Annotated in this window: 18 protein-coding genes; 6 read left to right on the top strand and 12 right to left on the bottom strand. The window is 58.1% G+C overall.

Going from position 1 to position 26,017, the window contains the following annotated elements; translation table 11 throughout:
- The first annotated feature begins 80 nt into the window (after nt 1–80).
- Nucleotides 81–668 carry a hypothetical protein gene (locus tag Q0D41_RS00450; protein ID WP_294373608.1) on the top strand — a complete coding sequence of 196 codons (588 nt, stop codon included), beginning with the start codon at nt 81–83 and terminating at the stop codon, nt 666–668.
- 60 nt (nt 669–728) lie between these two features.
- On the opposite strand, the gene Q0D41_RS00445 is transcribed toward Q0D41_RS00450, so the two are convergent.
- Nucleotides 729–1,691, bottom strand: a complete 963-nt coding sequence (locus tag Q0D41_RS00445) for a LysR family transcriptional regulator (RefSeq protein WP_294373605.1) — start codon at nt 1,689–1,691, stop codon at nt 729–731.
- Nucleotides 1,692–2,001: 310 nt separating this feature from the next.
- On the opposite strand from Q0D41_RS00445, the gene Q0D41_RS00440 reads away from it, so the two are divergent.
- Nucleotides 2,002–3,201 (top strand): acyl-CoA dehydrogenase family protein, encoded by a 1,200-nt coding sequence (locus Q0D41_RS00440; RefSeq protein WP_288484360.1) that lies wholly within the window; start codon nt 2,002–2,004, stop codon nt 3,199–3,201.
- Between the two features lie 198 nt (nt 3,202–3,399).
- On the top strand, nt 3,400–4,296 hold the full coding sequence (locus tag Q0D41_RS00435; protein WP_294373595.1) for a LysR family transcriptional regulator: 897 nt from the start codon (nt 3,400–3,402) through the stop codon (nt 4,294–4,296).
- 287 nt (nt 4,297–4,583) lie between these two features.
- On the opposite strand, the gene Q0D41_RS00430 is transcribed toward Q0D41_RS00435, so the two are convergent.
- The gene (locus Q0D41_RS00430) at nt 4,584–5,840 is read right to left on the bottom strand and encodes a nitrate/nitrite transporter (protein ID WP_123219345.1); all 1,257 of its coding nucleotides are present in this window, start codon (nt 5,838–5,840) and stop codon (nt 4,584–4,586) included.
- A gap of 358 nt (nt 5,841–6,198) precedes the next feature.
- Nucleotides 6,199–7,365, bottom strand: coding sequence for an acyl-CoA dehydrogenase family protein (locus tag Q0D41_RS00425; RefSeq protein WP_294373588.1), 1,167 nt, complete (start codon nt 7,363–7,365; stop codon nt 6,199–6,201).
- A 498-nt stretch (nt 7,366–7,863) separates the two neighbouring features.
- Between Q0D41_RS00425 and Q0D41_RS00420 the strand changes: the two genes are divergently transcribed.
- Nucleotides 7,864–8,649, top strand: a complete 786-nt coding sequence (locus Q0D41_RS00420) for an enoyl-CoA hydratase/isomerase family protein (protein WP_114614990.1) — start codon at nt 7,864–7,866, stop codon at nt 8,647–8,649.
- 504 nt (nt 8,650–9,153) lie between these two features.
- Here the strand turns inward: Q0D41_RS00420 and Q0D41_RS00415 are convergent.
- The 3 genes from Q0D41_RS00415 to ileS form a co-directional block, all read right to left on the bottom strand.
- A complete protein-coding gene (locus Q0D41_RS00415; protein ID WP_294373583.1) occupies nt 9,154–10,110 on the bottom strand; it encodes an RluA family pseudouridine synthase in 957 nt (318 codons plus the stop codon).
- Entirely contained in the window at nt 10,103–10,621 is a 519-nt protein-coding gene (gene lspA, locus Q0D41_RS00410; protein ID WP_294373581.1) for a signal peptidase II, read from the bottom strand. The genes Q0D41_RS00415 and lspA overlap by 8 nt, the downstream gene beginning before the upstream one ends.
- A 148-nt stretch (nt 10,622–10,769) precedes the next feature.
- Entirely contained in the window at nt 10,770–13,613 is a 2,844-nt protein-coding gene (gene ileS / locus Q0D41_RS00405) for an isoleucine--tRNA ligase (RefSeq protein ID WP_294373577.1), read from the bottom strand.
- 485 nt (nt 13,614–14,098) lie between these two features.
- On the opposite strand from ileS, the gene Q0D41_RS00400 reads away from it, so the two are divergent.
- Nucleotides 14,099–14,968: a DegV family protein gene (locus tag Q0D41_RS00400; RefSeq protein WP_294373575.1), complete on the top strand. Its 870-nt coding sequence runs from the start codon at nt 14,099–14,101 to the stop codon at nt 14,966–14,968.
- 50 nt (nt 14,969–15,018) lie between these two features.
- Here Q0D41_RS00400 and Q0D41_RS00395 read toward each other — a convergent pair whose 3' ends face one another.
- From Q0D41_RS00395 to Q0D41_RS00375, 5 genes are all read right to left on the bottom strand, one after another.
- A complete protein-coding gene (locus Q0D41_RS00395) occupies nt 15,019–16,371 on the bottom strand; it encodes a M18 family aminopeptidase (protein WP_294373572.1) in 1,353 nt (450 codons plus the stop codon).
- Between the two features lie 29 nt (nt 16,372–16,400).
- Nucleotides 16,401–18,719, bottom strand: coding sequence for a DMT family transporter (locus tag Q0D41_RS00390; protein ID WP_294373562.1), 2,319 nt, complete (start codon nt 18,717–18,719; stop codon nt 16,401–16,403).
- A gap of 39 nt (nt 18,720–18,758) precedes the next feature.
- Nucleotides 18,759–21,635 (bottom strand): excinuclease ABC subunit UvrA, encoded by a 2,877-nt coding sequence (uvrA, locus tag Q0D41_RS00385; RefSeq protein ID WP_294373560.1) that lies wholly within the window; start codon nt 21,633–21,635, stop codon nt 18,759–18,761.
- 152 nt (nt 21,636–21,787) lie between these two features.
- Nucleotides 21,788–22,483 carry a response regulator transcription factor gene (locus Q0D41_RS00380; protein ID WP_294373557.1) on the bottom strand — a complete coding sequence of 232 codons (696 nt, stop codon included), beginning with the start codon at nt 22,481–22,483 and terminating at the stop codon, nt 21,788–21,790.
- Nucleotides 22,467–23,741 carry a sensor histidine kinase gene (locus Q0D41_RS00375; protein WP_294373555.1) on the bottom strand — a complete coding sequence of 425 codons (1,275 nt, stop codon included), beginning with the start codon at nt 23,739–23,741 and terminating at the stop codon, nt 22,467–22,469. Before Q0D41_RS00375 ends, Q0D41_RS00380 begins: the two co-directional genes overlap by 17 nt.
- Between Q0D41_RS00375 and Q0D41_RS00370 the strand changes: the two genes are divergently transcribed.
- Entirely contained in the window at nt 23,733–24,287 is a 555-nt protein-coding gene (locus Q0D41_RS00370) for a hypothetical protein (protein ID WP_294373552.1), read from the top strand. The genes Q0D41_RS00375 and Q0D41_RS00370 overlap by 9 nt on opposite strands.
- A gap of 606 nt (nt 24,288–24,893) precedes the next feature.
- Here the strand turns inward: Q0D41_RS00370 and Q0D41_RS00365 are convergent.
- Nucleotides 24,894–26,015: a tyrosine recombinase gene (locus Q0D41_RS00365; RefSeq protein WP_294373548.1), complete on the bottom strand. Its 1,122-nt coding sequence runs from the start codon at nt 26,013–26,015 to the stop codon at nt 24,894–24,896.
- Nucleotides 26,016–26,017: the final 2 nt, after the last annotated feature.

The raw sequence follows: 26,017 nt of genomic DNA, 5'->3' as shown, positions 1-26,017 counted from the left end.
TTGGCCTTTTTGTTTTGCAGGATACGCGCGACCGGCGCCCTTCAAAACAAGCAGACCGTTCAGCGTATTAAGGGGGAACCATGATTGAACAGAAGTACACCATCACACGCACCAGAGCCACATGGAAGCCGCGCGTGACCGATGCCGACATGCCTTTTTTCACCGATAAAGACGGCAATACGCTCGTCGCCCTTTCAGGTGACGCCGACGCGGTATACACCGGCACGGGTCGCACGCTCGTGGGAGAGCCTCCCTACGCCCATCTTAACGATGCCGTTGAATCCACCAACGACCCCGTCGATTTTATCGAAGTCGAAGATCTGCCCGAAGGCATCGAGCTCGATTACCAGATCAGCGGCGGCTTCAACAACAATGCCGTGTACTTCAAATGGAAGATTGCCGACAAAACGAAATACCAAATCACCTGGGTTGCTCTGAAAACGTTTACGGGCATGCAGTTGAAATACGTGATGCCGAAGAAATTCCCGCCATTGCTGTTCGCCCTCGCCGACGAGGACGCGTTTGCGTATTGCAATAAGATTCCCTGCGAAGAATGCGCGTTCCGCTGCAAAAGCGGATTCGTGTTCTACGCGAACATCAAGGGCCTCGGAATCGTTCGTATGAGCATGGATCGCATCTCGATGCTCAACATGGACCAAATCAAATAGGCCAATTGGACAATCCCCTATCGAAAAAAACAACCGGCTGCATGGCCGGTTGTTTTCGTTTTACATAATGATGTCCGACGGAGGAGATGCGGGACCCGAATCTTGATTATCGGTATCGGGAAGCACGCCTTTGGGGCATACAAACCCTCCCGTGAAGTCGATGAAGCTTTCGAGCGCACGATTCTTGAATTCTTCCTTCTTGTACACCATGTACACGGAATGGAACTCGCGCGGAACCTCGTTTTCATCAATCGCGATAACGGCGAGGTTATTAAAGGGTTTCAAGCCGATAGTATTCGTGAGCAACGCGCAGTAATTCGGCGGCGCCGTGGAAATCATACCGCCCATCGTGATTTCATCGTCGTAATCTTGATGAACCTGAAGGCCATAACGGGTGACGAGTTTATCGACTTCGTCGCCAATGGGAGTGCCCGTGCGATAGGTATACACCTGCATGCCCTTAAGGTCTTCGAGCTGCAGCACACGACGGAACGCAAGCGGGCTTTGCTTGCTTACCGCGACAACCAGCTGATGGGCAACGACAGGCTCGAAACAAAGGCTCGACTCGCCTTCCTTCTTGGCGGCGAAAATAACGTCATATTTGTCGTCTTTCAAGCCTTCGATAAGATCGAGCGAGAAACCTTGCGATACACGGAACTTCACCGCTTCACCGAAGTTGTCGTGATAGGCACGAATGAGCGCCGGCAGATAATCGCCCGTGATGGTGTACAACGCACCCACGGCCAACTCGCCCGCGAGCTTGCCCGTGTACTCATGCATAATCGCGATGCCCTTATCGAGCTCGCGCAACGCATCGTGCACATAGGCCGAGAATTCTTTGCCATAGCGCGTAAGCTTCACATTGCGCCCCTCGCGCTGAAACAGCGGAACGCCGAGTTCCTTCTCAAGAGAACGAATGGCGTCAGATAACGCAGGCTGCGTAATATAAAGCTCCTTGGCGGCCTTGGTATAGTGCTGCAATTCGGAAAGCTTGCGGAAATAATACAGCTGCGAAAGGTTCACCGTTATCCCTTTCCTCCCAAGCGAACATCCCCTTTGCGCATAGCGCATCTCGTTCATTATATGAAACAAACAGGTATATCGAGGGTTTAATTTCATGGGCCGAGCAACAGCTCAGCACGTCGCTTTTCATCCTGCCTGATGAGGTCCCTAAAGAACGTAAATACCTACTATTTGTTTTTCAAATAATACGTGTTCAAATACGTAAAACGATTGAATTGGACTTCCTTTGACCCCGCTCGCATAATACAAGGCATAAGGAGCGAGGAGCTCCGGAGGAAATACGGATTGTCATGCAACTAGAGGAGGTTTCATGAATCCCAATGCCAAAATCACCGACGAGCAGTTTGAGGCGTATCTGAAGCAGATTCGCGAACTGGTCGAAGGCCCCTTCGAAGAGATTCAGAAGGAAGTCGAAGTCACCAACACCTTCCCCGAAGAGTTCTACGAACTCGCGAAGAAGAACGATCTGTATCGTTTCTATCTTCCCTCTGAGTACGGCGGATGGGACCTTGACGAACTCGAGATCCTGCGTGTTCAGGAAGAGTTCTCCCGCGGTCCTGGCGGCATGCGCATGCACCTGCATCACGCTGCCGATATGAACTGGCGCATCCTCGACGACTACGGCACCCCCGAAGTCAAGGCCGAGCTCATGAACAAGTTCCAGGACAAGACCGTCTACTGCAACTTCGCCATCACCGAGCAGACCGGCGGCACCGGCGCTGACCTTCACACCACCGCCATCAAAGACGCCGACGGCAACTACGTTCTGAATGGCGAGAAGTGGCTCATCTCCCACACCGACTGCTCCGATTACACCTACGTCATCGCCGTTACCAACCCCGATGACGACAAGGACACCCGTCTTTCGGGCTTCTTGGTCCCCAACGATGCTCCTGGCTTCGAAATTGTCCCCATGCCTCACATGATGGGCTGCCGCGGCGCCGGCCATGCGGGCCTGAAGTTCACCAACCTCGTGCTTGACCCGAAGTACCTGCTTGGCGAAGAGGGCCAGGGCATGGAAATCGCGATTCACTCGCTTTCCGTTTCCCGCGTGCATATCGCCATGTCGAACCTCGGCATGTCCCAGCGCATGCTTGAGATCTCCCTCAAGCGCGCCAACGACCGCGTGACCTTCGGCAAGCCGATCGCTTCCCGCCAGATGATCAAGGCCAAGATCGCCGACATGCAGAAGATGATCCATGTTCTGCGTTGCGCAATCTACGACTTCGCTCGCGACTTCAACAAAGACCCGCACAACGAGTACGTCACCGAGAAGGCTGCTATCTGCAAGCTGTTCTCCATCGACACTGTGAAGCTCGTCTCTGACGAAATGCTCGAGATCTTCGGCGGCGACGGCTACTTCGAGGATTGCCCCTACGGCCCCACCGAGCGTCTCTACCGCGACTGCCGCGCTATGTGGCTCGAGGAAGGCGCTCCCTGCGTGCAGCGCATCACCATTGCACGCGAATGCCAGAACCATGGCGGCAAGATCGAATACACCTTCGACTAAACCTTCGTTTCACTCGACTTTGCAGCGCGTGAACGTTTAATTCCTTCGGAAGCCTAGCGCTTACCTTAAAAGCTTGTGCGAGCAGCCGTCCTTCGGGGCGGCTGTTTCGCGTTTTGGAGCTTTTTCGCTTCGAGCGGAAAGCCCGAAGATGACCTGGAGTACACTATTCGCAGCTCAAAACCCTCAGAATGGAGCGCTATGAACCTTTCGCAGCTGTATTACTTCCGCAAACTCGCCGAAGTGAAGCACTATACCCACGCCGCGGAAGAGCTGTTCATATCGCAGCCGACACTTTCAAACTCCATATCGCAGCTCGAACGCGAATTGGGCATTCCCCTCTTCGAGCGCGAAGGACGCAAAATCAAACTCACGAAATATGGCGAGGAGTTCTACCAATACGCCACCGAAGCGGTGAACGCGCTCGAGAAAGGCATCGCGCTGGCCCACGAGCACGCAGGGTCGCCAACAGGCAGCATCGACATTGGGGCGATTTATACCATACAGAGCGACTACCTCCCATCGCTTATCAAAGGCTATCGCGACCAATACGGAAAAGACGCCCAGGTCAACGTTTTCCAGGGCCTTACGCAACCTCTGTTGGAGGACCTCGAGAGCAATCGCTACGAACTCGCCTTCACGGCCTACGTCGGCAACAAGCCCGATCTCACCTTCGTGCCCGTGCTTACCCAACGGCTTGTGGCGGTCGTGCACCGCTCAGACAAGCTCGCATGGTCGAAGAATCTCACGCTCGATTCTCTGCGCGGGCGCGACATCATCACCTACCCGCCCACCACGCCGATTGGCGCCGAGGTTTCCGCGCTCATGGCAACGCACGGGCTGAGCGCAACGCGCGCATACGCGAACGACGAAATTACCTTGGGCAGCATGGTGGAAAGCACGCCGGGGACCGTCGGCCTCGCCCTCGATACCATTGGGCTCACCCCGTTCCGCGAGCTCATCACCAAACGGCTGCCGGAAGTCGACGACGACTTCCACACGGTATGCCTCGCCTTTAAAACTGCCGCGTACAAAACGCGCGCCGTTGAGAACTTCATCGAGTTCACCCGATCTTTCGAATGGGACAGCAAGCGATAATCGTTGCATGAAGGCTCCACGCCCTCTCAACAACACGTGACGCCACGAACGAAACCCCATAGGGCCGTCATCAACAAGAGCCGCAAAGCACCGCCCATACAGAAAAAATCAAGCCGTCAATCGCCCAGCAATGCCAAGGCGGCTGACGGCTTGAATTCTCAATGTCGCAGAAGCCCATATTCGGGCCCTTTTGCATAGTGGGAATTTGCATCGCAATTCATTCGGAAAAAAAGGGCCGCACCCTTTCGAGCGCGGCCCTTTTCAGGAGCTCTAGATTGGAGCGAATATTATTCGGTCCAGTCGGCCTGCAGGCCCTTCATCTTGCCGAAGCAGAAGATGCCGAGCAGCAGAACCACAACCATGAGCACGATAGCGACGGTGAACAGGATGCTGTAGCTCATGTCACCGAAGAAGGCCCAGAAGGGAGCGCCCACAGCGCCAACGATGTTCACGAACATGGAGACGCGGGAGTAAATCTGAGGGTACTCACGCTGGCCGAAGAGCTGGCGAACCAAGATGGGAACCAGAACGACGCAGCTGGCGAAGAAGAAGCCGTACACAGCGGAGCCGGCGTACAGGATCATAGCGGAGCCGGTGCCGAACCACACGAGCAGGACGCCGAGGATGCCGCAAGCGCAAGCCGCAAAGAAGCTGAGCTTGGAGTTCTTGTCGGCGCAGACGCCCAGGGCGAGCTTGCAGATAGCCTGAGAAGCCATCATGACGGTTGCCATGGTAACGCCAACGGCGATGAAGGTGCCGGTGCCGTCGTCGAGCGACTTGGTGTACTTCGGGAACTGCTGAGCAACGATGGTGAGCAGGTTGATGATGCCGGCGAGCAGGAAGACCGCGTAGAAGGCAACGGACTTCATGGCCTTGCTGGCGTCGATGCCAGCGGGCTTGCCAGAAGCGGTCTGGGGCTTGCCATAGGGCAGGCAGCCAGCTTCTTCAGGAGTGGAGCGGATGCACAGCAGCGTGAACGGCAGAGAAGTGACAAGAGCGGCGACGCCCCAGATCATGTAGATGGTCCACACGTCCATGCCGGAAGCGATGAGCGCATTGAAGACCTGCAGCCAGATGGCGCCACCGATGCCGGTGAATGCCATGCAAGCGCCGATGATGGTGCCGGACTTCTGGTTGAACCACTTGTTGCACAGCGTAGGAACAGCCAGCCAGAGCAGACCAACCTCGCCAAGACCCATCATGAGGCCGGCAACGTAGAAGATCCACATGCTCTTGATGAGCGAAATGAGGATGAAGCCGACGCCGACGAGAAGCGCAGATGCGGAAAGCACGATGCGGATGTCGGTCTTAGCAAGCAGGTTGCCAATGAACGGCGCCGAGAAAGCTTCGGCCAGGTAGAGCACCGTGATGTACAGCGCCCACTGAGTGGTAGGAACGCCCAGCAGATCGGGGACGTAGGCCTGGAAAGCGCTCCACGTCGAGAAGACGAGAGCCGAGCATCCGAAGGTGATCATGATGCCCGAGATAATGATGAGGATGTGACGCACGCTCATCTTATCGGTGTAGGTTGCAGTTTCGCCCAATTTCTTTCCTCCTTATGAAAGACCAGACGATGTGGCCTGCCTTCTTAAGGGGGCCAGAATTCCCTTAAGAAGGCAGGCGCCTTAGATTTCACCCGAAGGCGCCGATCCAAGAACAAATTCACTAAGTATAATCCTGCAAATCTGCATATCATGTTACGGTCAATATTGCATTTCTGACCCTAAAACGATAAGTATCAGCGATAGTTGCCCCACAAATATAAGCAAATTGGATAGTTTTCTATCCCAATTTTTACGTTATAGGCTTGAAATCGATGGACAGTTCTTTAAAAACTGACCCAAAAGAAACGAGGGGAGCAAACGCTCCCCTCGCAATTGATAAGAATTCGGCGAAAGATGGCTACATCTCGGCTTCCGCATACTTGCGCATCACAAGAGGCGCTGCGATGTAGACCATGATCTGATCGGTGCCCTCGGCGATTTGGAAGCCGCGGCAGTCTTGCCAAATAGAAGAAATGCGTTCGTGCGTCGTATAGCCGCGGCCGCCAAGAATCTGCATGGCATCGCTTGCGACTTCGGTTGCAGCACGAGGCACATAACGCTTCATAAGTGCCACGGTCAAGCGTTCGTGCACGCCGTGGTCGAATTCCCACGCCGCCTTATAGACCATATGGCGCATATTCGTGAGCTTCACTTCCATGTCGGTCAGCATCTCTTGGACCTGCTGGAAATTCGACACGGGCGTGCCGAAGGCAGAGCGCTCGCGCGCCCATTCGACTGCATCGTCCATCGCGGCCTGGGCCTCGCCAAGCGCCGTTGCGCACGCGAATACGCGGCCGTATTCGAAGAAGCTGAACAACTGGGGGAAGCCCTTTGCCGGACCTTGCAGACGCCACGACTCGTCAAGTTCGACATTATCGAATCGAATATGGGCGAACGGGAGCATTTCTTGGCCGATTTTGCTCTCGGGAACCGCCTCGACGCCCTTTGCGGTACGCGGAACCATCCACATGGACAACGCAGGATGCCCGTTTTCAGCAGGCGCATCCTCATCGATTGCAGCAACAAGCAGGGCTGGCGCGTATTCGCCATTATTCACGAACATCTTCTCGCCATTCATGAACAAACGGCCGTCAACGGATCGAACAGACGTCTTCATGCCCGTTGTATCGGAACCCGAATTCGGCTCTGAAACCGCGAAAGCGAACGCAAGGCGCCCAGTATTCTGATACTCAAGGCGAATGGGATCGGTTTGCGAGGGGCTCGCGAAAGCCTCAAGAATCTGGAGCTGAAGGAAATCGTTTTGGAACGGCAGGGTCGCGCCCGAAACGCGCGACAATTCCTCAAGCACGAGAACCTGCGCGAGCATGTCGTAGTGAACATGGTTGCGACGATGGATAACGCCAAACCCATTGAAATCGAGGTCAACGAATGCCTTCACGACCTCATCGGGCAAGCCCATATCTCGGCGCCATTGCGCAACCGACTCTTTATTAAAGTAATTCTTGCCAAATTCGCGCACTTGCGAAATAAGCACGCGATCGGCATCGCTCAACATGAAATCCATTGCCGCGCCTTCCTATTCGCGCAACCGCGACGGATTCTCGTCGCGTCACCCCTTATACATATGTTTCGGAATGCGCGCCGCAGCAAGCTCCCCTTGCTTTCCGTTTTGCAAAGCGTGGCGCATTCCATAATGCAATGGCGCGATTATAACCGCCATTTCGCCTTATCGCATTTTTTGCAGGTAATTTGTACCACAGAAACGCGAAAATGACCCATCTACTACATTTTTAGCGATGCACTCAATTTACGCTGAAACCTCAATTACACCAACTCAAGCGATACCGAAGCGCCACGGGCGGCCATATTGTAGCTACCACGAGGTGCGAAGCCGACCGAATGGTCGGTTCGGCAGCGGACAGCCAAACCGACCAAATGCGTGAATCGGTCGGCAACGCACCTCGAGTAAAAGCGGGTTTGCCCCGCTTGAAACAACCAGGGGATATGCCACTGGGCGTATAAAGGCTTTTAAAAATAAAAGCCGCGACATCAAGGAGGAAACATGGCAGATTACTACGGAACCGACACTGTCGTATCCGAGCTTCGCGAGGACGGACTGCTGATCATCCGCATCAACCGCCCCGAGGTCGCCAATGCGCTGAACGGCGCAACTTCCGACGCTATGGAAAACATCATGAACCACGCCGAGAAGGACAAGGCTGTGCGCGCCATCATCGTGACGGGCACCGGCAAGGTCTTCTGCGCCGGCGAGGACCTCTCCGAGCTCTCTGAGGGCGGCGAGTGCCAGACCGTTACCGAGCACGGTTTCGGTGGCATCACGGCTCGTCTGTGCTCCAAGCCCATCATCGCGGCATGCAACGGCTCCGCTGCTGGCGGCGGCATGGAAATCGCCCTTTCCTGCGACATGGTTGTCGCTGCCGAGAACGCCAAGTTCGGCTGCACCGAGGTTGGTCTGGGCATCATCGCTTCTACGGGCGGCATCGTTCGCCTCGCTCGCGACATCAACCGCAAGGACTGCATGGAGCTTCTGCTCACCGGCAAGAAGATCAAGGCTCCTGAGGCAAAAGAGCTTGGCCTGATCAACTACGTCGTTCCGGCTGAAGAGGTCATGGACAAGGCTATCGAGCTGGCCGAGCAGGTTCTGAAGAACGCTCCTTTGGCTCTGAAGTGGACCAAGTATCTGGTTCATGCTGCCGACCAGATGTCTGAGGAAGACGCGATGCGCTACTGCGACGGTGCTTATCGCTTCCTCGAGAAGACCGAAGACGGCATCGAGGGCCCGCTGGCCTTCACCGAGAAGCGCACCCCCAACTGGGTTGGCCGCTAATTCGAGCGAACTTTCAGCTTCTTCCTGGCGCCCGCACGGCCCCCTAAGCGTGCGGGCGCTCCCCTTCGCTACATTCGGCCACTCCTTGGCGCGAAAGCGTCGGCCGAATCATATTGAGAGCGAGCGCTTACCCTTCGCTTTCAGCTTGTCGAAAAGAGACGCGTTATGCGTCTCTTTTCGTTTCTACAGCACATCTCGTCACTCTGTCGCCCTTAAAAAGAAACGCCCCCAGCGCGGCTCGCCCTGAGCTGCCCAGCTTTATTTCATATGCAGGGAGAACTGAAGCGCCCTAGGCATGGCTTTCGTCCAATCCAAAAGAGACAGGATAGACGACCGACTACGCCCATAAACGCATCTAAGAGAGCTCACAAAGCAAAGCGCTCCCCTTGGGTGCCTGGATCCGATAGATTCCGCACGAGCAGAACAGCACTTAATGTGCTGTTCGTAGCGAGCAGGACTTGACCGAAGCGGATTCAGGTACCCAAGGGGAGCGCACAAAGAACGCTATTCGCGAGCTTCCAACTCGTCGATAACCTCTTGGAAATCGGGCGGCAGCGTATCTTCAAACTCCATGCGCTCGCCCGTAATGGGATGGGTGAACGCAAGGCGATACGAATGGAGGAACTGGCGATCGAGGCCGAGATTTTCCTTCTTCCTCCAGCCATACACCGGATCGCCCACGCACGGATGCTTGATGTATTCCATATGCACGCGAATCTGATGCGTGCGGCCCGTAAAGAGCTTGCAATCGATGAGCGTAAAGCCGTCGTCGTTCTTGCCGGGCTCGAAGCGACGTTTGACCGTGAACGTCGTGATGGACGGGCGCGCGTCTTCGCGATCGGAAACCTCCATGCGAAGGCGATCGCGGCCGCCGCGCGCGATGGGAGCGTCGACGATGCCCGTATCGAGAGGAATCCACCCCTGCACGAGCGCCAGATAATGGCGATCGACGTCTTTCAGTCGAATATCCTCCATGAGCGCAAGGCCCACTTCGTTCGTTTTCGCGCACAGCATAAGGCCGCTCGTGTCGCGGTCGAGGCGATGGACGATGCCGAGGCGGTCTTGCTCGCCCTGCACGTCGCAAAGGTTTTCCTTGCCGCAGTGCGCGATAAGCGCATTCACGAGCGTATCGCCGTAATGGCCTTCCGCCGGATGGCACACCAGTCCCGCCTGCTTCGAGATAACGAGTAGATAGTCGTCCTCGTAGCGAATGTCGAGCGGAATATCGGCCGCAACGAGTTCGGGTGCGTGCGGGTCTTCATAGGTCTCGTATTCCAGCACATCACCCACGCAAACCGAAGCGCTCTTGCGCGGCAGCTTGCCATTGAGCGCGCAGCAGCCATCGGCAATGCATTTTGCAGCGGCGCTGCGCGTGGGATACAATCCCTGGGAAGCCATATAGGCGTCAAGGCGCATGCCCTCGCACCCTTCAGGCACCACATTGCGCGCGTAGCTAGACATGGGCGCCCTCCTTACGCGTCGCGAGCAAATAGCCTACAACGAGCAATACGAAACCGCAGGTCACACCAATATCGGCAACATTGAACACTGGAAAGTCGATGAACGTGAAATCGATGAAGTCGACAACGTAGAGTTGGCTGAAGCGATCGATGGCATTGCCCAAGCCCCCCGAGCACACCAGCGAAAGCGCAAGCGTTTCAAGCGCGCTTGGCGCGTGGCCGGCGAGCTTTTCCCAGAAGGCGAACGCAATCACGATGAGCACACAGACGATGCTCGAGGTAATGCCCAAGGCAAACGTCGAATTGCCGAACATGCCCCATGCAGCGCCCGTGTTATGCACGAGCGTGAAGCGGAACAGGCCGCAGTTTGTGCCCGCCTGCCCGAGCTCATAGGCGCCTTCAAAGTACGCCTTCGTAAGACGATCGAGCACCAGCCAAACGAGGGCGACCACTGCAAAAAGCGCAGCTGACTTCTTTTTCGAATTCTTCGATGTCACGATATCGGTAGTCACGTGAACCTTTCTTTAGAAATGCGGAGCGGGCCGAAAGATCACTCCCCCGGCCCGCCTTTGAACTCGCGTGCGATGGCGCGCGAAACTCCAAGCTGCTTTTCAGCACGCCCAGAGCTCGCACGCCCGTATTACGCGAAAATGCGGATGCTTACGCGAGTTGGTCGAGCACGTCGCCGCAGCGCTTGCACACCTCGGCGTGGTTCGCGTTGCCGCCCAGCTCACGATGGTTCCAGCAACGCGGGCACTTCGGCTCGCTGGTCGCGGAAACCTCGACCTGGGCTTCCTCAACGTCGCCCGCGACAACGTCGACATGGCTCACGATGAAGAGCTCTTCGAGGTCGGCTGCGTCATATGCGCCAAGCACGTCGGCGACAGCCTGGGAAACCGTAATCTTCAGCACGGCCTCTTGACTCTTGCCCACGGTTTTCGCGTTACGAGCTTCCTCGATGGCCTTCGTCACGGCGTCGCGAACCTCAAGCAGGCACGCGAAGTTCGCCATAACGGCCTCGGCGGCCTCGCCCTGGGGCAGCGCCGGATTGAAATCGGCAGCCTCGGGCCAGCCGGCCAGCTGCACGCTCACGGGACGGCCCTCGCGATTGCGCTCGGTCTCGGGATAATGATCCCACACCTCGTCGCAGGTGAACGACAGAATCGGACTCATGACGCGCACGAGCACCTCGAGGATGTTCATGAGCACGGTTTGAGCCGAGCGACGCGCCACCGAGCCGGGAGCCTCGGCATACAGGCGGTCTTTCACGACATCCATGTACACCGACGACAAATCGCCGACGACGTAGTCGTAGAGCGCACGGAATACCTGATGGAAGTGGTACTCGTTGTAGCCGCGCTCCACATCGTCGAGCAGCTGCTTCAAGCGCAGCATCGCCCACACGTCAACGGGTCGCATTTCGTCGAGCGAAACGGCGTCGCGCTCGAAGTCGAAACCGTCGAGGTTGCCGAGCAGGAAGCGGAACGTGTTGCGGAAACGACGATACGCGTCGGAGGTGCGCTGCAAAATGTTGTCGCCGATGGAGACGTCGACCGAGTAGTCGGTAGACGCGACCCACAGGCGCAGCACGTCGGCGCCGTACTTGTCGATGACCTCCTGGGGAGCGATGCCGTTGCCCTTAGACTTCGACATCTTCTCGCCGTTTTCGTCAACGGTGAAGCCGCAGCACATAACGCTCTTGTAGGGCGACTGGCCAAACGCGCCCGTGCCCAACAGAAGCGAGCTCTGGAACCAGCCGCGATGCTGGTCGGAGCCCTCAAGGTACATATCGGCAGGCCAACGCAGGTGATCGGCCTCGGCGCGATGCTTCAGCACGCCCACATGCGACACGCCCGATTCCCACCACACGTCGAGAATGTCTTTCTCGGGCACGACATCGGTGCAACCGCACTTCGGGCAGCACGTGCCCTCGGGCAGGTATTCCTTAGGCTCCTTCGTGAACCATGCGTCGGCGCCTTCGGTGTTGAACAGGTCGATAACCGCGTCGAAGGTCTCTTCGGTGGCAACGGTCTCGCCGCAGCTCGCGCACTTGAACACGGGAATCGGCACGCCCCAGCTGCGCTGGCGCGAAATGCACCAGTCGGGACGATCGGCGACCATGGCGCCAATGCGGTTCACGCCCCACTCGGGAATGAACTCAACGTGGTTGTGAATCTGATCGAGCGCAGCCTCGCGCAGGCCCGTGTTGTCCATGGAAACGAACCACTGGTCGGTCGCGCGGAAGATGACGGGCTCATGGCAGCGCCAGCAATGCGGGTAGCTGTGCACGATGTCGACATGGGCGACGAGCGTGCCCTGCTCACGCAGCCACTCGATGATCTTCGGATTGGCCTCATCGGTGGTAAGGCCCGCCCACTGCGGCACGTAGTCGGTGAAGCGGCCGTCGTCGTCAATCGGCATGATGGTGTCGACGCCGAACTTCATGCCAACCTTGTAGTCATCGACGCCATGGCCGGGAGCCGTATGAACGGCGCCGGTGCCTGCGTCGAGGGTGACATGCTCGCCCCAGATGATGCGGCCCGTGTTCTCGTGCAGAACGGGGCAGATATACGTGATGTCGCCGAACTGGTCGCCCTTCATGGTGACGGGCTCGCCATTCGCCTCAACGATGCGATAGCTCTCCCAGCCAGCAACCTTGGCAACGGCCTCAACCATGTCCTTCGCGAACATCATGAATTTGCCGTCAGCCTCGACGAAGCAATAATCGATGTCGGGACCTAGCGACACGGCGGTGTTCGAAGGCAGCGTCCACGGCGTGGTGGTCCAAATGAGCACATAGGCGCGATCGAGGTCGACGCCGGCCTCGGCGAATGCAGCCGGAATGTTGTTGAGCTTGAAGTTCACGTAAATCGAAGGTGACGTCTCGTCGGCGTATTCGATTTCGGCCTCGGCGAGTGCGGTATGGCAATGCGAGCACCAGTGAATAGGCTTGCGACCGCGATACACGGCGCCATCGAGATAGAGCTGCTTGAAAACTTCAACGTTCGCGCTCTCGAAGTTCGGCTGGAACGTGAGGTATGGGTGCTCCCAGTCGCCGTTCACGCCCAGGCGCTTGAAGTCGTTGCGCTGCACGTCGACGAACTTTTCCGCCCACTCGCGGCACAGACGGCGCACCGTCGCCTGAGGCAGCTCGCGCATTTTCTCGGTGCCGAGCTTCTTTTCGACCTCATGCTCAATCGGCTGGCCGTGGCAGTCCCAACCAGGGATATACGGGGTGAAATAGCCGCGCTGCGCGTGCGACTTGATCACGAAGTCTTTCAGAATTTTGTTGAAGGCATGACCAATGTGAATCGGGCCATTCGCATACGGAGGGCCATCATGCAAGATGAAGGGCTCGCCATCTTTGTTCTTCTCGAGAATGCGATGATAGATGTCCTCTTCGGCCCATTTCTCCAGGCGCTTCGGCTCGTTCTGCGGAAGGTTCGCCCTCATGGAGAAGTCGGTTTTCGGCAGATTCATCGACTGCTTGTAATCGTTTCCCATCGTGTACTCCGATTCCTTTCTTCTGTGCGTGTTCCAAGCGCCGAATCGCGCTTGGGGCAGTACGGTTCACGCGATGGCCACCGCGGCCTTCGCGCAAGTTTTCCGAGTATAAAACATCGCGGCGCCAACGCCTACGGCAACAGGCACATTCTATGAGGTTCACACGCCACACGGGCAAGCACACACGTGTCAGGCGTGGCTTCGCGCGTCAGGGTGGCTTCGCGTGTCAGGCATCCCCGCCGCACGTACTGAATCAGATTTTCCCTTCACGGCGAAACGCATGCCCCACGCGGGCGCTTCAGCGCCATCGGCCGCAGCGCGCCCGCACGTGTCGCCGCGTGTCGTTGCCTATGGCAAGCACGTGTTCGCGGACAATAAAAAATGGCTCATGTCAAGACTTCTTGACACCTACGGCTATACTTTTTCTATTCCGCAGTTCAAGAGCGGAACGCCGCGCGAACGCGGCCGCAACGACGGGAGCACCTATGGGCTATCAAATTGTCACCGACTCAGCATGCAACCTTACCGAAGAGATGATCGACGCATTCGGACTCGAGATTCTGCCCCTCACCTTCATGGTCGACGGCGTGCAGCACCGCAGCTACCTCAAAGGCGAGAAAACTGACCTGCGCCAGTTCTACACGATGATGCGCGAAGGGAAGGTCATTACCACGTCCCTCCCCAACATGCAGGAAACCGAGACCACGCTGCGCCGCGTGCTTGATGCAGGCAGCGACGTGCTCTACCTTGGGTTCTCGAGCGCGCTTTCAGGCACCTATGAAGCCACAGAGCTGCTGATGAAACAGCTCGCCGGGGAATATCCCGAGCGCACGCTCTGCGCCGTCGAAACGTTCGCGGCATCGGGCGGCGAAGGCATGCTCGTATATTTGGCCTGCAAGAAAAAGGAAGCGGGCGCGTCGCTTGAAGAAGTCGCTGATTTCGTGCGCGAAACGCGCGACCACCTGTGCCACTGGTTCACCGTCGACGATTTGATGTTCTTGTTCCGCGGCGGACGCGTGAGCCGAACGAGCGCATGGGCGGGCACGTTGCTCAATATCAAACCCGTGATGCACGTCGACAACGAAGGCCGCCTTGTTCCCATGGAAAAAGCGCGCGGCCGTCGCAAGGCAATCAAGGCACTCGTCGACCACATGGAGCAAACAGCAATCGACCCCGCGAACCAAACGATTTTCATCACCCACGGCGATTGCATTGAAGACGTCGTGCTGCTGGAGAGCGAAATCACGAAGCGTCTCGGCTGCACCGAGTTCGTCGTGAACTACGTCGACCCTGTTATCGGCGCGCATTCCGGACCGGGAACGCTTGCATTGTTCTTCGTCGGCGAGCACAAATAGCACACCAAAGCGCCTTCGGGCGCTTTTTTATTGCCCGTTGGTAGGCTTCCCTATTTCAGCTCGATAGAATCGGACCCATGAATCACGATTTCCGCATCGAAGAACGCCTTCAGAGCATCGATGGAAAGCTTCACATCACATGCGGCGCAGGTCTCATAGCTCGAATGCATCGCGAGCTGCGGCAAACCCACGTCAACGCCATGCATGCTCACCTGGGTATTCGACAAGTTGCCCAGCGTGGAGCCGCCCGCCATATCGCTTCGGTTCGCGAACGTTTGCACAGGCACGCCCGCCGCCTCGCATACCGAAAGAAACGCGGCGCGCGAAAACGCATCGGTGCAGTATTTCTGGTTCGCGGCCTCCTTGACCACTATGCCGCCACCAAGAACGGGACGATTTTCCGCATCGGCCACTTCGGGTCGGTTCGGGTGTAGAGCATGGGCGTTATCGCAGCTCACGAGCATGGATTTCGCGACGGCGCAGTGATAATCTTCCCGCGAGAAGCCGAGCGCGACATTCATGCGCTCAAGCGTATCGCGCAGCACCGTGGACATGGCGCCCTGCTTGGTGTTCGATCCGACCTCTTCGTTGTCGAAGCAGCAATACACCGAAACGTCGTGGTCGTTTTCGGCTGCCAAGAACGCCTCGAGCGAAACGAAGGCGCATGCCAAATCGTCGAGCTTGGGCGCCGAAAGGAATTCTTCGCCCGCGCCCCACAGCTCGGGCTTTTGGCGATTCACCAAGAACATATCGCGGGAAATCACCTGGTCCGCGGAAACTCCCAGTTCAAAAGCAACGTATTCATCAAGCGCGCCGCGCGTGAGCGCGCCGGCCGAAAACAGCGGCATGAGGTCGGTCTGGCGGTTCGGGGAGAATTTCTCGTTCACCGAGCGATCCATATGAATCGCCAAACTCGGAATGAGCGCAACGTCGCAAGCCGAATCGTACAGCCTGCTTTCGATGCGCCCGCCTTCGCGCACAAGCACACGACCCGCCAAGCCAAGCGGCTTGTCGAACCACGTGTAGTCGATAGCGCCGCCGTATACCTCGGTATTCAGGCGCACATATGCGCCAGGGCCTTCAAGCTCGCTTTGCGCCTTAAGCTTGAACGTCGGCGAATCGCCATGCGCGGCGGTGATTTGGAAATGGTAATTGTCGAGCTGCTCGCCCACCTTGAACGCGACGACCGTTGAACCGTTGCGCGTCGTGAAATACTTCCCACCGCGCTCAACGCTCCACGCCTCGCCTTCAGGAAGGAACGTGAATCCCGCGTTCTTCAAACGGTCGGAAATCTCGGCCGTCGTATGGAACATGCTTGGACACTTCTCGATGAAAGCGGAAAGTTCCAAAGCCGCGTTGCGCGCATCGGCGGGCATGGCGCTCTCGTGATTGACATTCAGCATTAGTTGCCCTTCTTTCAAAATCACTCTGACTAATCGGCCTTCTCGACATAGGATGGAACATTGCTTTCGGCGCTCGTCGAGGCACCTGAACTCGTCGCTTCGCCCGTGAGCACACGGCTCGAGACCACGTTGCCGGGAGCAACGAGCAAGGCTCCCACGGAGCCGACCTCGGGCGTATCGACATACAGCGTATGGTTGATCATTTGGCTCTGCGAGAAACGCTCATCGGATCGCACCGTGATCACCACATCGGCGCCATCGATTGCCGCCATAGGACGCACGTCATGCGTAAGCACAACGATGATATCGACGCCGGCATTGCGGAAATGGTCGATAACATCGCCGACACGGGCAACCAGTTCCTCGTCAATAGAGTCGACATCGACATCGGCAAGCAGTTCAGCCACATTCGCATACGCGCTCTTCGTGGAAACCCTCGCGCTCGACCCTACCGACGATGTGCGGGACTCGCGCGACGTCGTAATGGTGGTTTTCGTGGTCGTGGCCGCCTTCGGCAAATCAAGCGCCGCAAGCTCGTCGTCGGTAATGCTCACAACGCCGTAGGTATGGCCGCCCTTCATGATGATGCGGCCATATTGGTATTGCTCCAAATCGTTCACGTCGAGCCCGAGGACGGTCGCCTTCTTCGCCTCGTAGATTTGCTTCGCTTCGTCCATCGTCATAGGGTCGCTCGCACCATCGGAAGCCGAGCTCGACGTCGAGGTCGCTGCGCCCGTCGATTCCGAAGCCTTCGCCGAGCCCGAAACGCCCTCCTCGGTTTCGGAATCGAGGCCCAGAGCCATTTTCACGAAGCCTTTGACAGACTGCTCGTCCGATTTGCTCTTCGCGCCCGACGCGCCCTCTTCGGCGCCTTCGTCCGATTCACCGCTTTCGCCCGTGCGGGCCGATCCGTTGGGGACCAGCGCGTTGTCGCTCGTCAGCGAAGACGCGGCCGACGATGAGAATTCGACCGTGCCCTCGTACAGAATCACGCCATACCCCGACATGTCGCCCGCGATATCGTCGATACCCGTAGAGGCATAGTTCAAATTATGTCCGGCGGAAATATACGTCGTGAGCGCTATGAAACCTGCGACGACGAGTAGCCCAAACACCGTGAGCGCGATGCCTTCGCGCACGCCATGACGCACGGTGTCTTTCGTGTTTGACTTCGCGTCAACCAAATGGGCCGCTTCTGGTGAGCAGATCATTTCTTCTAAAGAAAGCTCGCCGCTGTTGGCCTTTTCGCGCGCCTTCTGGGAAATGGCGGGATCCCACAGCACGACAGGCTCGGGAGCGGGAACTTCCTCGAGCGAAGCCTGAGACCCCGACGCAGCTTTCGCCGCACGAATCGCGGCCTCAGCATGGGCGAGCTCAATAGACTCGGGAGTTGGGACCGTATCTTCTTCCCCGGTTTTGCCCGCCAAGTCTTCCGCGAGCTTCTGCTCGTCATCGGCCTTCGAGCTCACAAGCAACACCATGGCAACGATGCAGGCAAAACCAATAAGGTCAACGAGCTCGAAACGCGTTCCAAGCAACGTGACCGTGAAAATGGTAGCCGCCACAGGTTCGACCGCCGCAATCATCGACGCCTTCACCGCGCCGATATCGGCGATCGCCTGCATGTAAATCCATGCAGCGATAACCGTGCCAACCACGATAATCGCGGCCATGCCCAAAATCACTTCGGTGTTCACGTCGACGGGAACTGTCCACGGCTGCTCGATAAAGCACATGGAAGCGCCTGCCACGAACATCGAGAAACCCATGGTGACCAGGCTGCCATAGCGGCCGATAAGCTTAACGGGAATGATGTTGTATGCCGCAAGGCCCACGGCCGAAAGCAGGCCCCATACAAGGCCGGGCAGCGGCATGGCCAAGCTCGAAATGTCGCCGTTCGTCGCAATGAGCACAACGCCGACGAGCGTGAGCACGAGGCCGAATACCTCTCGCTTTCGCGGAAGGCGGTGGCTTGCCCGACAGCTGTAGCCCATAACCAAAACCAAGCCCACCATCGACAACACAGTCGTGGTGCCCGAATCGGTATAGCTGATGGACGTGAGGTACGTGAACTGGCAAAACACGGTGCCGAAAAGGCCATTGACCGCGAACGCAATCCACGCGCGCTTGTTTTTGGCGGCTTCAAGAAAGCGCTCGCGGTCGATGATGGCCGCAAGAATCAAGAACACGACGCCCGAAATCATGCATCGCACCGACGTGACCCACGCCGGCGAGAGATGCTGCGTCTCAAAAAGGAATTCTGCGCATGTGCCAGAAAAAGCCCAGCTCACGCCTCCGATAAGAGCGAAAAGCACGCCGCGTGCGAAATGCGGCCGCGATTTCTGCATGTAACATCCCCCTTTAGCGCGCAAGCCGTGCGCGGGCGGCTAGACGTTCAAAATATCTCGCAAGAAGCGACCAGTGTGGCTTTCGGGAACCTTCGCAACCTGCTCGGGCGTGCCCGTGGCCACAATGGTACCACCGCGCGAGCCGCCTTCGGGTCCGAGGTCGATCAATCGGTCGGCGGTCTTAATAACATCAAGATTATGCTCAATAACGAGCACCGTATTCCCCGCATCGACAAGACGCTGCAAAACATCAAGAAGCTGTCGCACGTCTTCCATATGCAGGCCCGTGGTGGGCTCGTCGAGAATATAGAACGTTTTGCCCGTTTGACGACGCTGCAACTCGCTCGCGAGCTTCACGCGCTGGGCCTCGCCGCCCGAAAGCGTGGTGGCAGGTTGGCCCAATCGAATGTAGCCCAAGCCCACATCGTGCAGCGTTTGGAGCTTGCGCGCCAAGCCCGGCAAATTCTTGAAGAACTCGAGCGCCTCGTCGACCGTCATATCGAGCACGTCGTACACGTTTTTGCCGCGGTACGTCACCTGCAAGGTCTCGCGGTTATAGCGCATGCCGCCGCATACCTCACACGGCACGTACACATCGGGCAAGAAGTGCATCTCAATTTTGATTTGCCCATCGCCCTTGCACGCCTCGCAGCGGCCACCGCTCACATTGAAGCTGAAGCGACCAGGCGCATAGCCGCGCGCCTTCGCCTCCTGCGTGCTCGCAAACAGCGCGCGAATGTCGTCCCACAAGCCGATATACGTCGCGGGATTCGAGCGCGGCGTGCGACCGATGGGGCTTTGGTCGATATCGACGATCTTATCGAGCGCCTCGTAGCCCGTGAGCTTGCGGTATTCGCCCGTGCGATGGCGCGCGTGATTGATGCGGTTCGCGAGCGCCGGCGCAAGCGTGTCGGTGATAAGCGAGCTTTTGCCCGACCCAGAAACGCCCGTGACCACGGTAAGCGTGCCAAGTTCAACGGAAATGGACACGTTCTTTAAGTTGTTCTCGCAAGCACCGGTGAGCTTAATGGCACCGCGTTTGGGCTTGCGGCGAACCTCAGGCACCTCGATACGGCGGCGGCCCGACAGGTAATCAGCCGTGAAGCTTCCCTCGGCGCTCGCCACTTCATCGGGCGTGCCGGCGGCAACCACATGACCGCCCTTCTCGCCCGCACCAGGACCCATATCAATCACGTAGTCGGCATGGCGAATGGTGTCTTCGTCATGCTCGACGACGATAACCGTGTTACCCAAATCGCGCAGGCGTTCAAGGGTGGCGATGAGGCGCTCGTTGTCGCGCTGGTGTAGGCCGATGGACGGCTCGTCCAGAATGTACAACACGCCCATGAGACCAGCACCAATCTGCGTGGCCAGGCGAATGCGCTGGGCCTCGCCGCCTGAAAGCGACGCCGTGCCGCGTTCGAGCGTCAAATAATCAAGACCCACATCGACCAAAAACTGCAGGCGCGCACGCACCTCTTTCACGATGGCCGTGGCAATGAATGCCTGACGCTCGTCGAGCTGCAGGTTGTTGAAGAACTCCAGCGCCTCGGCGGCCGACATGTCGCACGCTTCATGGATATTCTTGCCGCCAACGGTCACGGCGAGAATCTCGGGCTTCAGACGTTTTCCGCCACACGTTGCGCATGGAATGGTGGCGAAATATTTCTCGTATTTCTCGCGCTGGGAATCGCTCGTCGAGTCTTTATAGCGGCCCATGACCGCTTCGCAGGCGCCTTCCCAATCGATGCTCCAGCCCGTTTCGCGACCGTCGACGGTCACGTAGTCGACGAAAACCTTTTCGTTCTTGAGACCATACAGCAACACATCGCGCGTTTTCTTCTTCAAATCTTCCCACGGAGTGGCGGGGTCTTCGCCCATATGTTTGCACACCGCTCGAAGCACCTGGGGATAATAATTGCCCGTTGCAAACGGCGCAATGCAGCCCTCGTTCAGCGACAGCGACGGGTCGGGAATGAGCAGGCTCGGGTCGACTTCCTCGCGGCTGCCGAGGCCCGCGCAATCGGGGCAGGCGCCGTAGGGCGCATTGAAGCTGAAGTCGCGCGGCTGCAGCTCGTCCATCGAATGGCCGTGCTCAGGACACGCGAGGGCAAGCGAATAGAAGTGGTCGCCCGGCATAACCGTCGTGAAGCCCGGAGTCGATTTCTGCCCATCGGCTTCCTGGACTTCCTCATCGACCAAGTGGCACACCACGCGACCATCGGAAAGCTTCGTCGCCGTTTCAACCGATTCGGCAATGCGGCTCGTCGCAGACGCCTTCAACACCACACGGTCGACCACGACATCGATCGTGTGCTTGAACTTTTTATCGAGCTTGACAGGCTCGCCTTCCAGACGCTGCACCACGCCGTCGATACGCACGCGCGAGAAGCCTTCTTTTTGCAGGTCGGAAAGGATTTTCGTGTGCTCACCCTTGCGTCCGACCACGACGGGCGCCAAAATGAGCGCCTTCTTGCCCTCGCCGAGCGCAAGAATTTCGTCGGTTACTTGGTCGGTGGTGCGCGCCTTGATTTCGCGCCCGCATTCAGGACAATGCGGCGTGCCCACGCGCGCGAACAGAAGGCGCAGGTAGTCGTAGATCTCCGTCGTGGTGCCCACCGTTGAGCGCGGGTTTTTCGACGTGGTTTTCTGATCGATTGCCACCGCGGGTGAGAGGCCGTCGATCGAATCGAGGTCGGGCTTGTTCATTTGCCCCAAGAATTGGCGGGCGTAAGCAGAAAGGCTTTCCACATAACGGCGTTGGCCCTCGGCGTAGATGGTGTCGAACGCGAGCGACGACTTACCCGAACCCGACAGGCCCGTAATAACCACGAGCTTATCGCGAGGGATGGTGACGTCGACGTTTTTCAGGTTATGCTCACGCGCGCCCTTGATGACGATGGAATCGCTGGCCACGATCTCGACCTTTCTGCCAAGTATTTGCAACCGCGCCATAATAGCAGAAATAGAACATTCATTCGTTCTTCTTCATAAAGCGCCCCACGATTTCGCCATGGATTGTGCCGCAAGAATGGCGCGTCGACGGTCGCCCTTCCCCTCGAGGCGCCCTACATGCCCGGTTTCACCAAACCGCTTTCATAGGCGGCAACCACGAGCTGGGCTCGATCGTGAGCGTCGAGCTTCACCATGATGCGGCCCACATGCGTGCGAACCGTTGCGGGAGAAATCACCAGTTCAGCAGCGATTTCATCATTGGACATGCCCTTGCCGACCATAGTGAGAATCTCACGCTCTCGGTCGGTAAGATCAGAGATGCGCGTGCCATCGAAGCGCGCCTTGCTGCGCGACGCGGCGTACGTCTCAACCAAGCGGCGCGTGATCGAGGGCTGAATGAGCGCATTGCCCTCATGCACAACGCGAATGGCCTGCGCCAAATCGTCGGGATCGACATCTTTCAGCAAGAAGCCGCTCGCACCCGCCGCAAGCGCATCGTAGACATATTCATCGATATCGAACGTCGTAAGAATAAGCACCGCAACATCGGCCGTATCGGGGTCGCCCGCGAGCTCTCGGCAGGCTTCGATGCCATCTTTGCGCGGCATGCGAATATCCATGAGCAGCACGTCGGGGCGCATGCGACGCGCCAATGCGACGGCATCGGCGCCATCGACCGCCTCGCCCACCACTTCAATGCCGGGAAACGACGAAAGAATGAACCTGAAGCCCTTACGAACCAGGTCTTGGTCATCGGCAATGGCGACCCGAATGGGTGCGCCGCCGCACGTCTCATCGATGTTCGTCATCGTGTACCACCTCCAAGGGTACGTCGGCGCGAATCGTGCATCCGCGGCCAGGCTCGCTTTCTATGGTGAATGCGCCGTTGAGCGCTTCGATTCTCTCGCCCATGCCCTCGAGGCCATGGCCTTCGGCATGCTCACGCACCCCGCTGCCCATGCCGACGCCGTCGTCGGAAAATACGAGCGTCGCCTTCGAGGGGGAAGATGCCAGTTCAATGCGAATACGAGAGGCATGGGCGTGGCGCACAGCATTGGTGGCCGACTCGCGCGCGAGCGAGAACAGCGCCATATCGACGAATGCGGGCACCCGCGCCTTGTCGTAATCGCTTTCGTCGAAATCGACCTCGATGCCAGCGCGCTGCAAGAACGACACGACATCGGCCATGCGCTCGGTGCCTTCGGCGGGCGCATGCTCAGCGGCTTCGTCGCCACGCAGCACTCCGATAAGCGAGCGGATCTCATCGAGCGACGATTTCGAAACCGATCGAATGTCGGCAATCGCTTCTTTCGCTGCAGCAGGGTTCAAGTCGATGAGGCGCTCCGCCGCAGCCGCCTGAATGGCGACCGCAGAGAGGGAATGGGCCGTAATATCGTGCACCTCACGCGCGATGCGCACACGCTCGTCGGCAACGCGGCGCGCAGCGAGCTCTTCGCGCGTGCGCTCGGCTTCAGCCAAACGGCGGCGCGTCTCTTCCATGTACGCATGGTACATGCGCACGCCGAAACCGCCCAAGGCCGCGACCACCACAAACGCAACGTTTTCGATGCGCATCACAAGCGCCATGGCGACGCTCGAAGCACCCATGGGAACCACCGCCGCGCACACGCCCACCACAGCCGCAGCCGCAAGGGCCTCGCCGCGGGCGCGTTCGCTTGCCACGGTATAGACAGCCACGATGGGGCCAATGGGCGAAAGCGAAACCGTTCCGCCCATGGAATTCGACAGGAAAACATAACATGCAAGGGTGAGCGCGAGCACGAACCACGGCGCCTCGCGACGAAGAATCAACGGCGCAGTCGTAAGGGCAACCGCCAAATATGCATAGATGTTAGGAACGTAATTAACCCAGCTCGACCCATAGGGACCAGCATCAACATGCACGACGGAAGAAGCGGTAATCACCATTTGGGCACAGCCAAACGCGAATGCGACAAGAGCGACGGCAACGTCGATTCCCCAATCGGCCGCGCTGCGATTCTGGGGCGCGGCGCCTTTTTCCGACACTCCGCCGAAAATACCGCTTGACGCGATGTTGTGCTTCACGAAACCGGCGAAGTCTTCCTCGCTGGAAGCATCGGGGCGGGAATGAGGGGCGGCCTGCGCGCGATCCTCGGGGCAGCTTTCGGCGCGACCCTCGGTGCAACCGTCAGAGCGACCTTCGACGTGGCCGTCAGCCTGATTTTCAGCGCAACCATCAGCACGATCACCAGCATGACCTGCGGCTTGCTCTCCGGCCCATTCGCCATGCAAAGAGGGTTCTACGGCGCACGGAGGGCAAGAACGCCCGCTCGCTTCGGGCTCAAAGACAGCAGCTCCACAATTGGCAGTGCCACAATCGGCTGGATCAAAGTTGTCGGTATGTTCCTTTATATTTTGCATGGAGTCATCGTAGAACATGGGCAGCGTTTCATCCATACTGCCAGCAGCGTAAACCCGACAATTGTTCAAAAAGGTGCTCGAATGCGGCATATTCGCATGTCACAGCAAGCACATCGTGCAGCCTTCCACTCATTTCTTCCCATACCACCAGGTCAGAAAGCCGTTTTCTCGCTCTCAAATTACAACCTCGCTAGATGGGTGATTTTTTAACCACATTCGAGCACCTTTTTGATCATTTCATAGATCATTTCTGTGCGCGAAGGAACAGAAAGGGAGCGAAAGAACACGACCGAGCGCCACGCGGCGGCACATCGCGAATGCGCCGCCCGAATTCGCGCCCTCCACGGCACAACAGCGGCGCGCACGCCGCTTTATCGCAAGTAGCCGCATACTCCTCGCAACGGAACAGCCTCCTGCGTCTTTTCCTCCGTATAGAGATGTACTCGTCCACGGGTCGGTTCCGTCTTATGGGGAGCTGCTGCTTGGCAAGCAATTTCCAAACATACCCGCCGATCACACTCGGCGAGCCTAATACCACGAAGCCGAAGTGAAGACGACCACGCCCTTCGCGCGGCCTCCACAGCAAAGCGGCACGCCGCACGTCTCCCGCCCGCGGCAAAACGACAGCCCGCATTTCTCTTCCGCCCGCAGCAAAACGGCGCGAGACATGCCTTTTCTGCCCATGGGAAAACGGCACGGCGCACGCCTTTCCTCCCATGGCAAAAACGGCACGGCGCATACCTCTTTCACCTTCAGAAAAACGACGACCCGCACGCCTCTTCTATCTGCAGCAAAACGACAGCCCGCACGCCTCCCCTATCCGCGCGGAAGGGTGCGGCGATGCTCCTCTTTCAAATGAGAGATGGACACATGCGTATAGATTTGCGTGGTCGACAAGCTCGAATGGCCGAGCATCTCTTGCACGCTGCGCAAATCAGCGCCACCTTCGACCAGGTCGGTCGCAAACGTGTGACGCATATCGTGCGGCGAAAGCGTTTGGTCGAGACCCGCAGCAAGCAGACTTTGCTTGAACATTTTGCGAAGCGCATCGGGCGACATCCGATTGCCGCGCGTGCTCACGAAGAAATACGGACTCTCTTTGCCAGCGAGCAGCGCCGGGCGCGCGTTGAAAAGATAGTCGCGCATGGAAGCGATAGCGAGCTCATGCAGCGGCACGATGCGCTCTTTCGAGCCTTTGCCGAACACGCGCACCTGCGCGGTGTCGAAATCGACATTGTCGACCAGCAAGCCCGACGTTTCCGAAATACGCGCGCCGCATGCGTACAAGAACTCGAGAATCGCGCGGTTGCGCATATCGGAAGGCTTATCGCTGCCGCGCCACACCGAAAGCAAACGCGCCATGTCGGCGGGCGGAATAGTTCGCGGAAGGCTGCGAGCGAGCTTGGGGCCGCTCACCACATCGGCGGGATTCGACTCGACCAACCCCTCGGCCGCAAGCCATCGGAAAAACGAGCGAATGGAAGACAGACGACGGTTCACCGTGCGACGGGAATACTGGGCATAGTCCAAATCGCCCAAATAGCTTCGCATATCGCGTCGCGTCGCGCACAGCGGATTCACCGAGGAGCGTGCCGCCCATCGGCCGAAGTCGAGCAAATCGAGCCGATAATTGCGCACGGTATGCTGCGACGAATTGCGCTCCACAACGAGCATGTCGCAATAGCTTGCGAGATAATCCAAGTAGAGCTCGTCAATCGCGGGAAGCCCGGGTTCGTCCGCCTGGCGTTCAACTTGTGCGCCCGTCCGGCCTTCAACCTGCGCGCCCAACCCTCGTTCGGCTTGCGCTCCCGCCTCGTAATCAACCCGCACGGCTGCCTCGCGTTCAACCTGAACGTTCGCCTCGCGCACAACTGGCGCAGCAAGCTCCCACTCAACCTGCGCGCACGCCTTCCCGACTTCCGGTTTCGCCTTCGCCATGC

Origin of the sequence: uncultured Slackia sp. (assembly GCF_934630525.1) — a bacterium.
Classification (GTDB): Bacteria; Actinomycetota; Coriobacteriia; order Coriobacteriales; family Eggerthellaceae; genus Slackia.
Note: the sequence above shows the minus strand (reverse complement) of the source record. Positions and strands in the feature narration are given on the sequence as shown.

Coding starts and splice junctions, on each gene's coding strand:
- Q0D41_RS00450 (WP_294373608.1), top strand. CDS start 81: ATGATTGAACAGAAGTACACCATCACACGCACCAGAGCCACATGGAAG.
- Q0D41_RS00440 (WP_288484360.1), top strand. CDS start 2,002: ATGAATCCCAATGCCAAAATCACCGACGAGCAGTTTGAGGCGTATCTG.
- Q0D41_RS00435 (WP_294373595.1), top strand. CDS start 3,400: ATGAACCTTTCGCAGCTGTATTACTTCCGCAAACTCGCCGAAGTGAAG.
- Q0D41_RS00425 (WP_294373588.1), bottom strand. CDS start 7,365: ATGGATTTCATGTTGAGCGATGCCGATCGCGTGCTTATTTCGCAAGTG.
- Q0D41_RS00420 (WP_114614990.1), top strand. CDS start 7,864: ATGGCAGATTACTACGGAACCGACACTGTCGTATCCGAGCTTCGCGAG.
- Q0D41_RS00415 (WP_294373583.1), bottom strand. CDS start 10,110: ATGTCTAGCTACGCGCGCAATGTGGTGCCTGAAGGGTGCGAGGGCATG.
- ileS (WP_294373577.1), bottom strand. CDS start 13,613: ATGGGAAACGATTACAAGCAGTCGATGAATCTGCCGAAAACCGACTTC.
- Q0D41_RS00400 (WP_294373575.1), top strand. CDS start 14,099: ATGGGCTATCAAATTGTCACCGACTCAGCATGCAACCTTACCGAAGAG.
- Q0D41_RS00395 (WP_294373572.1), bottom strand. CDS start 16,371: ATGCTGAATGTCAATCACGAGAGCGCCATGCCCGCCGATGCGCGCAAC.
- Q0D41_RS00390 (WP_294373562.1), bottom strand. CDS start 18,719: ATGCAGAAATCGCGGCCGCATTTCGCACGCGGCGTGCTTTTCGCTCTT.
- Q0D41_RS00380 (WP_294373557.1), bottom strand. CDS start 22,483: ATGACGAACATCGATGAGACGTGCGGCGGCGCACCCATTCGGGTCGCC.
- Q0D41_RS00365 (WP_294373548.1), bottom strand. CDS start 26,015: ATGGCGAAGGCGAAACCGGAAGTCGGGAAGGCGTGCGCGCAGGTTGAG.